Source organism: Lysinibacillus sp. BPa_S21 (genome assembly GCF_023337795.1).
Lineage (GTDB): Bacteria > Bacillota > Bacilli > Bacillales_A > Planococcaceae > Lysinibacillus.
Genome location: NZ_JALIRS010000013.1, coordinates 89,696 through 103,059, shown reverse-complemented (window position 1 = coordinate 103,059; position 13,364 = coordinate 89,696). Strand labels below are relative to the sequence as shown.

Sequence of the window (13,364 nt, the reverse complement as noted above, 5' to 3'; positions counted from 1 at the left end):
AAAAACAAACAAAATGAAATCAACAATAGTGAAATAGATCTGGTCATTTTCTAACACCTCAATGTATTTTAGGTGTAATATTCCCAGCTTCATTAAAATTAAATTGACATTGCTTGTTCAACTAAACTGCTTCGTTAGCTCAATAAGAAAAAAGAGCTGTCTAAGCAGCTCAATTCTCTTCAAGTAAAGCCCCCGTTAGTTGAACAAAGACCTTTCTATTCAGTTATTTTTTGGCCTTAAGAATAGTGATTTATCAATAACATTAGATAAATCAATAGTTGGGTACTCACTTTGTATTAATTGATAAATTTCCTGTGTAATTACTTCTAATTCTCTTACACTATTTTTAGGGTGTCCCAATAAAATAGACGTAAGTCGGTTCGATAAATTTTTGGGGGAAACTTCCATATTCTCTAAAGAATGTTTTTGCCATTTGAAAGCTGGATGATGAACATATAATCGATTTATTCCAAAAAGAATTCCCATTATATTTGTCTGTACTGAAACAATTACCTTATAGAGCATTAGCCAATCTTCCCGTGCAAGCAGTGCCTCACGATTATTCCACCGGTTACCCAAATTGAAATGATTTCTTATCATTGCCTCACTCAATTCTCGTGGATAAACCGCTACTTTTTCCTTTAGTTGACTAATAATTTTCTCGCCACCAAGCGATATTCCATCGTAAATTGAAGCTACAAGACATTGTTTATCTAAATTAGTATCAAAAGCCAAAGTTACTTCATTAATAATTTTTTGGATTGTAGATGTTAAAAAGTTACTTATTTCTAATTTAACTCCTTGAGTTATATATGTTTCAGACCATTCCTCTTCCTCATAAGGATGAAAATCAATTATACTTCCATTAACTGTATTAATAGAAGCTTGTCTATCCTCTTCCGTTGGACTATCTTTCCAAAATATAAATAACTCTATATCAGAATATTCATCGTGCCAATTACGTGAAATAGATCCCCCAAGCAGTACAGCCTCAACCTTAGAATTTTGCATATAAATTTTAGAAATTTCTGAAGCCAATGACTTTAAATTCAAATTTATACCTCCCTATTTATTTTTGTATTTATAACAAATTCTAACAATCCCTTTCTTCAACTAACCTGCGCCGTTAGTTCAATAAAGAAAAAAAGAGCTGGATATGCAACTCAATGATCTTCAAGTAAAGCCCCTTATAGTTGAATCCCCACCCTTTTACTCAACTGTTTTTAGTTTCTTATCCAATATCTCTTCTAATTCTTCGTACTTCTCGTCACAAGCCTTAGCTGTATCACCTACTGGGATAGACATCATAGTAATTTGAATTCTTCCATTTTGACTATAACTACCTAAAGAGACAAATCCGATTTCACTTTCAGGGATTTCATTTATTTTCTCGCCGTTCTCGTTTACGTAGAAGTATTTGACATCATGAAACCCTGAATTTTCTTTCCCTTCCCAACCAAAATCTTGAGGAGAAGTAGTAAGCACTAAACCATCTTCATCAAAATGGTATTGTATGGTGTTATCTTCAATTTCTAGTTGAGGAGTACCTTCTATATTGTATACAACATAGGCACAACCTTCGTAACCTTTTGGGAAATAGAAGGCTTCGTCATAGACCTTGTGAGTGATTATCCAATACAGACCGAATCCGATAGCAATTCCTACTATCATTCCTGAAATGATTTTTTTCATCCTGTTCCTCCCAGGCTACTATATAATTACTTCAACTAATTTGCTCCGTTAGTACAATAAGAAAAAAGAGCTGTCTAAAACAGCTCAATGATCTTCAAGTAAAGCACCCGTTAGTTTAACAAAATTATTTGTTTATTTTTCTCCAAATTAATGATGCAATAAGAAGTACAATACCAACCGAAGCACCAATAATTTGGTCTAATAAAAATTCACCTGTTCTAAGATACCGAAGGGTAAAAATCCCTCCAAATATAACTATTATCGTAACTGCCAATTGAATAAGATATGTATTAATTTTCATAAACAATCCCCCATTTATAACTTTACCATAAAATCATAACTCTTCTTACACTAAACCGCCCCGTTAGTTCAAAGAAAAAAAGAGCTGCATTATGCAACTCAATGATCTTCAAGTAAAGCACTACGTTAGTTGAATAAGGAAAAGTTAATTTATGTTATGGTATGCCCTTATGCCCTTCCCCTGACTTTATATATTTTATTTGGTCTGAGTTAATAGCGGAAGTATCTCTTTAATAAAAGAACCGTTTTTAAACTCCTTAATTCTTATACCAAACCCATTGTCAGACTCATAACCTCTTATATGGTATTTAATTCTTATTGATGTGTTTTTTTGTAATACAATAGCTGAGAAATCCCACGGAAATACCTTTAATGTTTTTCTAATATCCATAGTTGTAGCTGGACTATGTAATATTGATATTTTATTTTCCTGTTCTTTATACAGACGGCATTATCCAAGATTTTAAAACGATAGTTATTAATAAATAAAGCGGCCACATCTTCTTCATAATATAGTTCTAAAAAAACAAGTTTATTTCCTTTATCTTTACAAAAATTTATTGAGAATCTTAGCCTCATCTTCAATGTTTTCGATATAGATGTATGATGAATCATATCTTATGTCCAAATAAAACACTCACTTTTTTCTGTTATTTAACAAAAAGATTACCATAATCTTAAGTATTTAACCTGCCCCGTTAGTACAAGAAGCGACTACTTATTTGATGCAATCTCTTCAGTTATTCACCCTATTGATGCCACTCATATTTATATAACTGTTGTGTTTGTGTTTTATATAACAAAACAATCGTATCAAAGCCATTATTTTGTTCTTCATAATAGTAATAATCATTAACTTCTGCCTTAACATCATAGGTCTTAAAAACATCGACTACCGTTTTATCATTTTGACGAATTTCAAGTGTTCTTCGTTGAAAATTGGCTATTTTGTTATTTGCATTAGCTATTTCTTCTAATGAAAGTTTTACAAAGTTACTTTCTGTTAAATCAATCGGTTTTGAATATTCAAGCAATGTAAACCATTCACCATCTCCGTGAAAACTGTTTTCTGTCGTAAGTAAATCTTTAACTTCTGTTGCTTGCGGTAATTTAATTCCCCAGTTTGCTTCAAGTACCTCATATTCATTATAAAGTAGACTACTTAGCACCCAAATTGCCAACAAAAAGAATAATCCAATTACTACACAAAAACCGATTAACCATTTTTTTACATAACCACCTCATATTGTAGACGCAGTAATATTCGAATTGTTGCACTATCCTACCCGTTAGTTCAATAAAGAAAAAAGAGCTGCATTATGCAACTCAATGATCTTCAAGTAAAGCCCTCGTTAGTTAAGAACTATGATTTCAAGGTATTGATTAGGATTTTATTTGTTTATCAATTAAAAGCAATAACTTTCTTCTAGCTACTTCACTACGAATAATTTTTTTAATACGAGTTCTGCTTTGTAAATAAGCTCTAATTTGTCTATTAGTAACAAATAATCTGTGGTATTTCTCATCTTCGTAAATATCTTTAAACCATTCTTGCTGTTTTAAATGCTCAATATTATTGTCAATTTTTTTTGTATTCAAAGCACCTGTGTTTACACAGATCATACCTGATAATAAATCGGATAAGAAATCAAACATTAAATAAATCCCTTTCTATTTTTAATTTACTTAGCTTAATTTCTTCAAGAATATACTGCTTCGTAGTTCAATAAGAAAAAGAGCTGCCTATGCAACTCAATGATCTTCAAGTAAATTAAGAAATACTTATTTTGACAGGAGATGTAATAACAATCTTCTTGTTTGTTCAAAGTTTTTATATTCCCGAAAGAATTCGTTATAGGTTTCAATTTTGTCTACAAAAAACTTATATTGTTTAAAGAAATCAAAGAAAGACTTCTGCAACATCTCGATTTGACCTTGGGGGATATTATTTGTCTTGCCTGCTAAAACATAACTTAGAGTTCCGGCTATATTCATACAGTAAGTGTTAAAATCACCCGTGAGACAGTTTTCGTCATCTGATAAATTTTAAAAATTCTGCTCGAAAATCTTCTTGTATTTTATAAGTATCCCTGTATGGAAATGGATTATCTAATTCTTTTTTAATTTCAATTAATTGTTTTAAGATACTGTCCATATTTTCACCCATTTAAGTATGTCATTTATCTATTTTATCACATTTTCTTATTCAACTATTCTGCGCCGTTAGTTGAAGATGAAAGAACAATGAGGTTTATCATAAACACAAGTCCTGTTCTTTTTAGACTGATACACTCCTTAGTTGAGGAACTACCATTACCCGTTGATATTAATTAATGCCCACCTTGTATGGTCTTCCCAACTTCCATTTACCTTTATAAATTTTTTAGAAAGACCCTCATTTTCAAATCCTAATTTGCTTACAACCTTTATAGAAGCAGTGTTAATGGGCATAATAGGTGCTTCTATTCTATGTAGTTTTAACTCTTCAAAAACCACGGAAATGGCTTTTTTCATTCCTTCCGTTATTAGACCTTTATTAATTTCCTCTTTGTCTAATTTATAACCCAAAATACAAGATTGAAGAACACCACGCACAATCAAGTTAAATGATATACACCCTATAATCTTTCGTTCGTCATGTTTATTAGTAATCCATAACCTAAATATTGTACCGTTTTCATTAGACTTGAAATCTTCTTGAAGGAACTTCTTCTGAAAATCAAGAGTATAAAATTCCTCTGAGCGTAGAGGTTCCCATTCAGATAAAAAGAAGCGATTTCTATTGTAGTATTGAAGAACTTCCTCTGCCCAACTATCATCAATTTGTCTTAATATTAACCTTTGTGTTTCATACATTTTCATAATCTACACCCCTTTTATTCCAATCTATCTTATTCAACTATTCTGCACCGTTAGTCGAAGAGCAACAATCTATACGAAAACAGCCCTAGTTTAAAATAGATTCAATAAATCTATTGGCTTTTCGATGATATAGTCATACTCCTCTGGCTTACCGAAACCATAGGAAGCAAAAATAAAAGGAATCCCTGCAAACTTTGCCGAAACCATATCTCCCTGTGTATCTCCCACATAAACAGCGTTTTTTATGTGATTTCTTTCCATAATTAATTGAATGTTTTCACCTTTTGACAAACCGGTACGCCCCGGATTTTCAAAGTCGAGAAAGTATTTTTCTAGTTTATGATAAGCATAAAATGTTTTCAATGTAGCCCTTCTGACAATTTTTTTCGAAAGGCTTAGCAAAGTTTCTTCTAACTGCGGATATAAAATACCAACATAACGTAATAAATCAACTTTCTCTTGCTGGCAGGATGCTAAAATAAAGCTCCATCTGCTTTTCTTCATCAAGATCATCAAATAATACAGCGGCTATTTCTTTAATTTGTAACCCCATCATTTTAGATAATTCTTCGATTATCTTGCCTTTACCGAAAGGAGACGCCGAACTACCTACGCCCATGACTCTGCTACTGTTTTTCTTGAATAACAAAGTGTCCCATCCAAATCGAAAATAATGCTATCTTTGTCCATATGCAACCTCCTTCTTTCATGCGAAATTTTCTCAATACCCTACAACATATACATGCTTCTACATTGATCTTAAGGACCTGCTTTGAGCGTTAAGATTTTGTATAAACTGCATATTTTTGAGGATTACTAAAGCCTAGCTTTGTGCCTAATTGATAGGATGCATGATTATGAATATCGCAATCCCAACAAGGCTGAATATCATTAAAAAGGCAATAATCAATGAATGTCTCGGCAATGAAGCTTGCTAACCCTTTTCCTCTATAACTAGGATCAGTTACTATATCCACCTCTGCCAATTGATGCGATTTAAAAATAGAGACCGCTTCGCTAATAATCTTATCTCCATGCTGCAAACAAAAACCAAAGCCATTTTCAAGGAAATTATTAGTAGAATCCCAATATTCATCATAATATTGATTGTCAAATTCTAAACTATGCTCAATTTGAGGTTGCTTGATTTTAGTGATTTCGTAGTCAAGTAACTCTCTTCTTTCTCTATCGTTATAAGCATTTTTAGCAAAAGTAAAAGTGTATCTTTCTAGTTTTTTTACATGACCATCTAACTGTTGTTCAATTTTAGCGTTCCAATCATCTGAAAAAGAAAATAATGTGAAACGTTTCCTTTCTTCAATAGATTGTTGTCGTAAAGCCGCAAGTTTACTTACGACTTGTTCGCTGGGCGAATCGCCATAAACATAGTATATCCCTGATTTGGTTTGAAACAGTAGTGATTGTAGGCTTTCATTGTCGGCATAGATAGTACCTTCTATTACCTGATCTAGTATGCTGTAGACAAATGTTGGCGCCCTTTCTATTGTTTCTTTTATAATCGAATAATTCGTGGCCGCTACTTTGATCATTTTCATTTCTCCTATTCTTTTTGTATACATTATAACGTTTTTAGCAATTACTAGAACTATTGTTTAATATTGAAATATTGTATAATCGCTATAGAAAATTTGAAGGGACTGAATTATGCGCAGATAGCAATATTTTTCATCCAAACTTAATTAAAACCTTGGAGGGATAAGTATTGATTGAACAAATTTACACAAAAAGATTATATTTAAGAAAAATGAAGATGTCGGATGCACACAGTCTATTTACTATCTGGTCGGACCCAGAAGTTACAAAATTTATGAATATCACTAATTTTACGCATGAAGAACAAGCGAAAGAAATGATTGCTCTTTTTGATCAATTAGCTGCGGAGCGTAAGGCTATTCGCTTTACAATGATCAAGAAGGAATCCAACGAAATAATCGGCTCTTGTGGATTTAATTCATTTGACGTAGACAACGCCTCAGCAGAGATTGGCTATGATCTTGCTAAGGCCTATTGGGGAAATGGCTATGCGCAAGAAGGTATTTCGGCTTTAATTGATTATGCCTTCACCACTTTAAACCTAAATAGTATTGAAGCAAAAATTGAGCCTGGTAATGTAAATTCTATAAAAGTTGTAGAGAAATTGAATTTTACTTTTAAAGGAACTTTTCAGGAATATGATGAATCCAAAGAATCTTTTAATGACCTAAATATTTATACTTTACTAAAAAAATAAGCCAAGAATGAACATTCTTGGCTACTTTCATTGCTGTTACTTAATCGGAATCCAAATTTCAGAGTAAAGGTCAGGACTAAATGGATCTTCGTCAGAGTATACTTCTAGCTCAGCCGTTCCATTAGGTTCATATGGATTGGATGGGAACCATTCTGAGTATATTTGTTTCCAAGTATTTTGCATCGCATCTGGCATAGGGCCATGCACTTCAAACACTACCCACTTTGATGCAGGTACCTCCAGCGCCCATAGATTTTCTTCCACATCCCCTACATGATCCGTTGCAATCCAGTAATCAATGAAACCACTTTGTCCTTGGTCTGTATTCGGTACACAAACACCGAGCACTCCTTTGATACTTCCGTTATTTAATTGGATAAGTTGATGATCGAAGTTTTTCGAATTCATCTCATTCCAAAATTGAGGAATGCCTTGCAGATTCTCACCATTTTGACAATTGTATGTTCTTTTTACCCCTACCACTTGAAACTTTTCTTTTTCTACGATTTTATACTTCATTGGTTCTGCTCCCTTCAGTCTTACCTGGATGACCAGGCGATTGTATGATTGTAGTTGTCCTTGCTTCTTTCTTGCTTCACTAGGCGTTACGTTATGCTGCTTCCGAAATGCCTTGGTGAAGGCTTCAGGAGAGTCGTAGCCGTATTTGTAGGCGAGATCGATTACTTTTTGCTCTGTGTTTATTAACTCCTGCGCTGCTAATGTTAGCCTTCTACGTCTTATATAATCAGCAATAGACATATCCGTTAAAATCGAGAATGTCCGTTGAAAATGAAAGACCGAAGAATTTACCTCTCGTGCGATTTGCTCCATTGTGATGTCATCTAATAAATGCTCCTCGATATAAATTATTGCTTTTTGAATCGACTCAATCCAACTCAAGTGCCCTCACTCCTTGCTTATAGCATAAACCATCAAAATTAGTTATTCCTGTCTTTTTATGCTAACGTTGGACTGGTAAAAATGAAAGCTATATTTTTACCATCGTGTGGGGTTAATTTCCGTTCCGACTAGGCGCTTTATTGCTGTCGCTTCGCTTTCGCTACAGAGCAGAGCTTCCTGGGGGCGTCGGGGCAACACGATGTTGGTCACGAAGGCGTTATCACAGGATATGATGGTTTTAGCCTTCGTTCCTCTGACGCTGATCCCCAAGAGTCGCCTAGTCTCCACTCCAATTAACCTATTTACATAGAAAACATTTAAACAAATGTCATCTCAACTTTTAGATACTATAGGTTAAAATTATTATTAAATAACACAATTAGATTGGAGATATTGATATTGGGTAAATGGCAAGGGGCTGCAGGAATTTGTTTCAATGAGGACAATCAATTATTAATGGTTTTGCAAGGTACGAAAGAGGAAGTAAAAACATGGTCAGTACCGTCGGGAGGAAAAAAAGCTACTGAGAATTATGAGACATGTTGTATCCGCGAAGTGTATGAGGAAACAGGATATGTAGTAGACATCGTCAAAGAAGTATTACATAAAAATAATGATTTAGTAGAAGTTCGTTATTTTGAAACAATTATGAAAGGTGGACAAATGATAATCCATGACCCTGATGAATTGATTTATGAAATTGCCTGGAAATCAAAAGATGAATTACTAAATTTAACGTTAACCTTTCCTGAAGATAGACCATTCCTATTATCATTTTTTCAATAATAGAACCATCATGACATAGGATAAGAGCATCCTATTTGAAGTCCCCCTCACACATATCCACAACCGCGGGTATTTCCCTACCACCCGCGGGTAAACTCTTACGATGAATTATTTCATTTTGACTTTTTCAACGGCCGCTTCATAAATCAATTCATCATCAATTTTAATATATTGATTTTTCGCTGCCTTACAGTAGCCTTCTCTTTCTAGAAAATCCTTTAATTCTGATTTCCTCGCAAATATTCTTTCAATGATATTCTGCTTCACTTCAGGTTCATCTGTTCTTTTAGCAATGGATACCCAATATATTTTTGACAAGGTATGTCCCCCTTAGAGTCAATTATTTATAAATAATTAAAGCTGAATGTATAACTGTATGCTCTCCTATATATAACGTATTATATTTAATATCAACAATTAAATAATCGCTTAAATCTAATAGAGCGTTATTAATATCATGTTCAAATTGCACAATATCATTATTTTGTATCGTTACTACTTGAGTCGCTTGCACCATACATTTTCACCCTTTTCTTCTAATCATAGTGCAAAAGGAAGTATTTGTCACAACAAATTATTTTTAGTAAATTGATAAAAACAGGCAAATAACCATTTATATGGTAAAATATAAGCACTGAATATTGTCCATTGTAGAATATCTAGCATTCATTAGAAAGTAGGGGTTTTTTTGAAAATTACTGCTATCCTCGAAAATTCGAAATCAGATAAAAAATTGACAGCCAAGCATGGTTTATCCTTGTATATAGAAACCGAACAAATGAACATCATTTTTGATTTGGGCCCGGATCACTCCTATATCAAAAATGCACAAGCTTTAGGTATCGATTTAAACAAAGCGAATGCAGTAATTATTTCACATGGGCATTCTGATCATATTGGAGGATTAAGTTATTTGGATGAAGTAAATAAACATGCTCCCATCTATTTGTCTTCGAATGCCTTAGAATCACATTGGATAAAAATTGGACCTTATTATCATTATGTAGGGGCAAAGGATACAATAAAAAACTTCGATAATCGTTTGAAGTTATTTTACGATGATATAGAACTTACAAAGGGCATTCATATTATTCATTTAGAGCCTACGAATGAATATACGAACAATCTTTATAAAGGGGATAAGAAGGAATTAGACGATTTTAATCACGAAATCGTGTTAGTGATCGAAAACGACAATGAGTTAGTATTATTTAGCGGTTGTAGTCATCACGGAATTGTAAATATAACTAAAGCTATAACTAAAAAATTTCCAAATAAGAAAATCAACGCAATTATTGGGGGATTTCATTTAATTGGTCTACCCATAGTTAACACTTTAGGAAAACCAAAAGAAGAAGTGATCTCCATTGGCAATACTTTAAATGAAATGAAAATAGATTGTATTTATTCTTGCCATTGTACTGGAGCAAAAGGATTTAACATTCTCAAAACCGTTTTAAAAGAAAAATTACAATCTTTTAAAACGGGGCAAATGATTGAGCTTTAGTAGATGTTACAAAAGTTATAACCTTAGTCTAAATGGGGAGATTCATATTGAAAATAATAAAGAGAACAATCATACTGTCATGTGCAGCTATATTCGTATTCATTGTTTGTAAAGCCGTCTATAATAATGTATATATTAATAGTTATAAAGCTAAACCTAAAGATTCAGATTATTACCAAATAATCGATAAAGATTTCAATAAAACAGATGACGTACCTTTTACAAGTATCACCTCATTTAGAGGTAATGCTGACTATATTTATATGAGTGTAGATCAAGAGAGTCCTTCAAGTCTTGATAATAAAATTATTCAATACGATCGAAAAACCCAAAAATACACATCCATATTTAACAGTAAATTCAAAATGCCATCAGTTCAAGGTGTAGAATTAAATGATCATTGGTTAGTATGGGTAGATGCCGATGAAAGTGGATGGCAGTTGAACCCTTATTTTATGAATTTAAAGACGAAAGAAATTCAACCATTAACAAAAGAAAATGAAGAAAATGTCTTTAATGATTTCCCTGTCCTAATTGGGGACTATGCAGCTTGGATTAAATCGGATAGAAAAAATGAAAAAGCCGAAGTACTGCTAAAGAATCTAAAAACTAATGAAACCGAAAGTATCTTTGATTTAAACACGTATACATTTATGAATATGCATCTATCTTCAAAGGATGGAAAAATATTATTCACAGATAAAAAAAATAATGTTGGTTATTTGTATTTATATGATGTAGAAAGCAAAAAAATAGAAGAAATTAAAACTGACTATGAATTCATTGGTTGGGCAAGTTTGCTAAATGAACAACAATTTATTTATCTAACCTTTGATAACCCTAGTGAATCTTCAATTAATGACCAAAAGCTTCTTTTTTATAATCTTTCTACTAAACGTACCCAAGAAGTTGTTTCGGATGTGTTAACTGTAAATTCCTATTATACAGATTTTAACAATCAGGTGTTTTTTTCTTATAACGATGAAGGGATGAGAACATTTAAAGTGAATAATAATTTATTAGTTGAAGATGGGGAATTGAATGAGGCATTAAACACGCCTAACTTTTATAAACTTTCTGCTGACAATAATGTCTATATTATTAACCAGGATTTTTCAGATAAAAAACGCAAAAGCACATTAATGATCCAAAGTGAACTACCTAACTAAAAAATGGCGATCCCTATCAAGACATGATTGGGATGGCCTTCCTTTTGTAACATTTTATAGCTGTTAAGACGATGGAACAAGCTCTCTATCTATGGACTGATAAAAAAAAGTGTTGGAGCTCCAAAGCCCCAACACTCCTTTCTAATACATTCTTAAATATTCTTCCCGCTCCCAGTTATGGACACGTGTCCGATATTTATGCCATTCTATTTCTTTAGCAGCCGTGAATTTTTCAAAGATATGGTCTCCAAGTGCATCTCGTACAACATGATCCATTTCTAGTTCAAGGAGTGCAAATTCCAATGACGATGGCAGACTATCGATCCCATTTATTTCACGTTCTGCTCGTGACATTTTATAAATATTTCGATCTACAGCATTCGGCAGTGTGAGATCTTTTCGAATGCCATCAAGCCCAGATGCTAAAATTACGGCCATTGCTAAATAAGGATTTGCTGCTGGATCGACAGAACGAAGCTCGATACGTGTGGATAGTCCTCGGGCAGCTGGAATTCGAATAAGCGGTGAACGATTTTGTGCAGACCATGCCACATAGCAAGGAGCCTCATAGCCAGGCACTAATCGTTTATAGGAATTAACAAGCGGGTTCGTTACAGCTGTAAAGCCGTGTACATGCTTTAATATCCCTGCCATAAAGCTACGCGCCGTTTGGCTTAATTGCAATTCTGCCTTTTCATCATAGAATGAATTGTTATCCCCTTCAAATAATGATAAGTTAAAATGCATGCCAGAACCGTTAACACCAAATAGTGGCTTTGGCATAAAGGTTGCGTGCAGTCCATGCTGGGCAGCGATCGTTTTTACAACGAGCTTAAACGTTTGAATATTATCACATGCTTCAATAGCATTTGCATATTTAAAGTCGATTTCATGTTGACCAGGTGCAACCTCATGATGAGATGCCTCAATTTCAAAGCCCATTTCTTCTAGCTCTAATACGATATCACGTCGACAGTTCTCTCCTAAGTCTGTTGGGGCTAAGTCGAAGTAACCACCACTATCATTTAACTCCAGTGTTGGATGCCCTTTGTCATCTAACTTCAATAAGAAAAACTCTGGCTCTGGCCCTAAATTAAATGAGCTAAACCCTAATTCCTCCATCTCCTTTAAAACTCTCTTCAAATTGGTGCGGGGGTCCCCTTCAAATGGAGTACCATCAGGTCTAACGATGTCACAGATGAAACGAGCCACCTTGCCCTTTTCAGCAGTCCAAGGAAAAATAACGAATGTATCACGGTCAGGGCTCAAATACATATCTGATTCTTCAATGCGGACAAAACCTTCAATTGATGAACCATCAAACATAATTTTATTGTCCAATGCTTTTTCCAATTGGCTAACAGGTACTTCAACATTTTTTATTGTTCCTAATATATCCGTAAATTGCAGGCGAATAAATTTCACATTTTCTTCCTTCATACAACGTTTAATATCTTCTTTTGTATAATGTTTCATTTTTCACCACTCCCACGTAATTTTAATTAACACAATTCCTTTGTAACTGTTTTTAAAATACATCACAACGATAAAAAACACAATATCTATGTAAGGTTTTATAACATGCGCTTTTCCGAATATATTAATCTTTTTTTCAGATGAATAGAGTCATCTATCTTTCTTTAAGGCCTTTAGACTTACTAAAATGTGATTTCATTAAAACTTTTTCGACTTTATTACAAGAAGCAAGAACTTTTTTCCACATTTTATATCACAATAGTCTTGTATAATGTCATAATTATTGGTAAATTTATAGCAAATTAGAATTTCTGAATTATTCATTAGATAAGTAAATTAGGCGTATATAATAATAGGCGGGAATTATTATATCGATTTCGCCTCTGCGTAATTGTGTCCAGTGGCTTTATCTTTGTTAAAG

The 13,364-nt window shown here is 33.4% G+C and carries 17 protein-coding genes and 1 pseudogene; 4 read left to right on the top strand and 14 right to left on the bottom strand.

The annotated features are described in order from the left end of the window. Positions 1-219 precede the first annotated feature (219 nt). The 10 genes and pseudogenes from MOK21_RS20250 to MOK21_RS20210 form a co-directional block, all read right to left on the bottom strand. Positions 220-1,053 carry a DUF4037 domain-containing protein gene (locus tag MOK21_RS20250; RefSeq protein ID WP_249075758.1) on the bottom strand — a complete coding sequence of 278 codons (834 nt, stop codon included), beginning with the start codon at positions 1,051-1,053 and terminating at the stop codon, positions 220-222. A gap of 156 nt (positions 1,054-1,209) precedes the next feature. Beyond that, positions 1,210-1,692 (bottom strand): DUF6843 domain-containing protein, encoded by a 483-nt coding sequence (locus MOK21_RS20245; protein ID WP_249075757.1) that lies wholly within the window; start codon positions 1,690-1,692, stop codon positions 1,210-1,212. 124 nt (positions 1,693-1,816) lie between these two features. Further along, a complete protein-coding gene (locus MOK21_RS20240) occupies positions 1,817-1,993 on the bottom strand; it encodes a hypothetical protein (RefSeq protein ID WP_249075756.1) in 177 nt (58 codons plus the stop codon). 748 nt (positions 1,994-2,741) lie between these two features. Then, positions 2,742-3,176 (bottom strand): hypothetical protein, encoded by a 435-nt coding sequence (locus MOK21_RS20235; protein WP_249075755.1) that lies wholly within the window; start codon positions 3,174-3,176, stop codon positions 2,742-2,744. A gap of 199 nt (positions 3,177-3,375) precedes the next feature. Then, positions 3,376-3,648: a hypothetical protein gene (locus tag MOK21_RS20230; protein WP_249075754.1), complete on the bottom strand. Its 273-nt coding sequence runs from the start codon at positions 3,646-3,648 to the stop codon at positions 3,376-3,378. Positions 3,649-3,774: 126 nt separating this feature from the next. Beyond that, positions 3,775-4,014, bottom strand: a pseudogene (locus tag MOK21_RS24030) (YxiJ family protein); the annotation flags it as partial. Between the two features lie 291 nt (positions 4,015-4,305). After that, the gene (locus tag MOK21_RS20225; RefSeq protein ID WP_308221945.1) at positions 4,306-4,857 is read right to left on the bottom strand and encodes a GNAT family N-acetyltransferase; all 552 of its coding nucleotides are present in this window, start codon (positions 4,855-4,857) and stop codon (positions 4,306-4,308) included. 87 nt (positions 4,858-4,944) lie between these two features. Then, the gene (locus tag MOK21_RS20220; RefSeq protein WP_249075752.1) at positions 4,945-5,217 is read right to left on the bottom strand and encodes an HAD family hydrolase; all 273 of its coding nucleotides are present in this window, start codon (positions 5,215-5,217) and stop codon (positions 4,945-4,947) included. 85 nt (positions 5,218-5,302) lie between these two features. Next, a complete protein-coding gene (locus MOK21_RS20215; RefSeq protein WP_249075751.1) occupies positions 5,303-5,503 on the bottom strand; it encodes a hypothetical protein in 201 nt (66 codons plus the stop codon). Positions 5,504-5,633: 130 nt separating this feature from the next. After that, positions 5,634-6,404 (bottom strand): GNAT family N-acetyltransferase, encoded by a 771-nt coding sequence (locus tag MOK21_RS20210; protein WP_249075750.1) that lies wholly within the window; start codon positions 6,402-6,404, stop codon positions 5,634-5,636. Positions 6,405-6,577: 173 nt separating this feature from the next. Here MOK21_RS20210 and MOK21_RS20205 point away from each other — a divergent pair, with 173 nt between their 5' ends. After that, positions 6,578-7,105, top strand: a complete 528-nt coding sequence (locus tag MOK21_RS20205) for a GNAT family N-acetyltransferase (RefSeq protein WP_249075749.1) — start codon at positions 6,578-6,580, stop codon at positions 7,103-7,105. A gap of 36 nt (positions 7,106-7,141) precedes the next feature. On the opposite strand, the gene MOK21_RS20200 is transcribed toward MOK21_RS20205, so the two are convergent. Beyond that, positions 7,142-8,005, bottom strand: a complete 864-nt coding sequence (locus MOK21_RS20200) for an AraC family transcriptional regulator (RefSeq protein WP_249075748.1) — start codon at positions 8,003-8,005, stop codon at positions 7,142-7,144. 456 nt (positions 8,006-8,461) lie between these two features. Here MOK21_RS20200 and MOK21_RS20195 point away from each other — a divergent pair, with 456 nt between their 5' ends. Then, positions 8,462-8,791 (top strand): NUDIX hydrolase, encoded by a 330-nt coding sequence (locus tag MOK21_RS20195; RefSeq protein ID WP_374110267.1) that lies wholly within the window; start codon positions 8,462-8,464, stop codon positions 8,789-8,791. 108 nt (positions 8,792-8,899) lie between these two features. Here MOK21_RS20195 and MOK21_RS20190 read toward each other — a convergent pair whose 3' ends face one another. Together MOK21_RS20190 and MOK21_RS20185 are read right to left on the bottom strand one after the other, a co-directional pair. Then, positions 8,900-9,109, bottom strand: a complete 210-nt coding sequence (locus MOK21_RS20190) for a hypothetical protein (RefSeq protein ID WP_249075746.1) — start codon at positions 9,107-9,109, stop codon at positions 8,900-8,902. Positions 9,110-9,131: 22 nt separating this feature from the next. Continuing rightward, positions 9,132-9,308 (bottom strand): sporulation protein Cse60, encoded by a 177-nt coding sequence (locus tag MOK21_RS20185; RefSeq protein ID WP_249075745.1) that lies wholly within the window; start codon positions 9,306-9,308, stop codon positions 9,132-9,134. 171 nt (positions 9,309-9,479) lie between these two features. On the opposite strand from MOK21_RS20185, the gene MOK21_RS20180 reads away from it, so the two are divergent. Beyond that, entirely contained in the window at positions 9,480-10,298 is an 819-nt protein-coding gene (locus MOK21_RS20180) for an MBL fold metallo-hydrolase (protein WP_249075744.1), read from the top strand. Positions 10,299-10,345: 47 nt separating this feature from the next. Further along, positions 10,346-11,467, top strand: coding sequence for a hypothetical protein (locus tag MOK21_RS20175; protein ID WP_249075743.1), 1,122 nt, complete (start codon positions 10,346-10,348; stop codon positions 11,465-11,467). A 141-nt stretch (positions 11,468-11,608) separates the two neighbouring features. Here MOK21_RS20175 and glnA read toward each other — a convergent pair whose 3' ends face one another. Then, positions 11,609-12,943 (bottom strand): type I glutamate--ammonia ligase, encoded by a 1,335-nt coding sequence (glnA, locus tag MOK21_RS20170; protein ID WP_249075742.1) that lies wholly within the window; start codon positions 12,941-12,943, stop codon positions 11,609-11,611. Between the last annotated feature and the right edge of the window lie 421 nt (positions 12,944-13,364).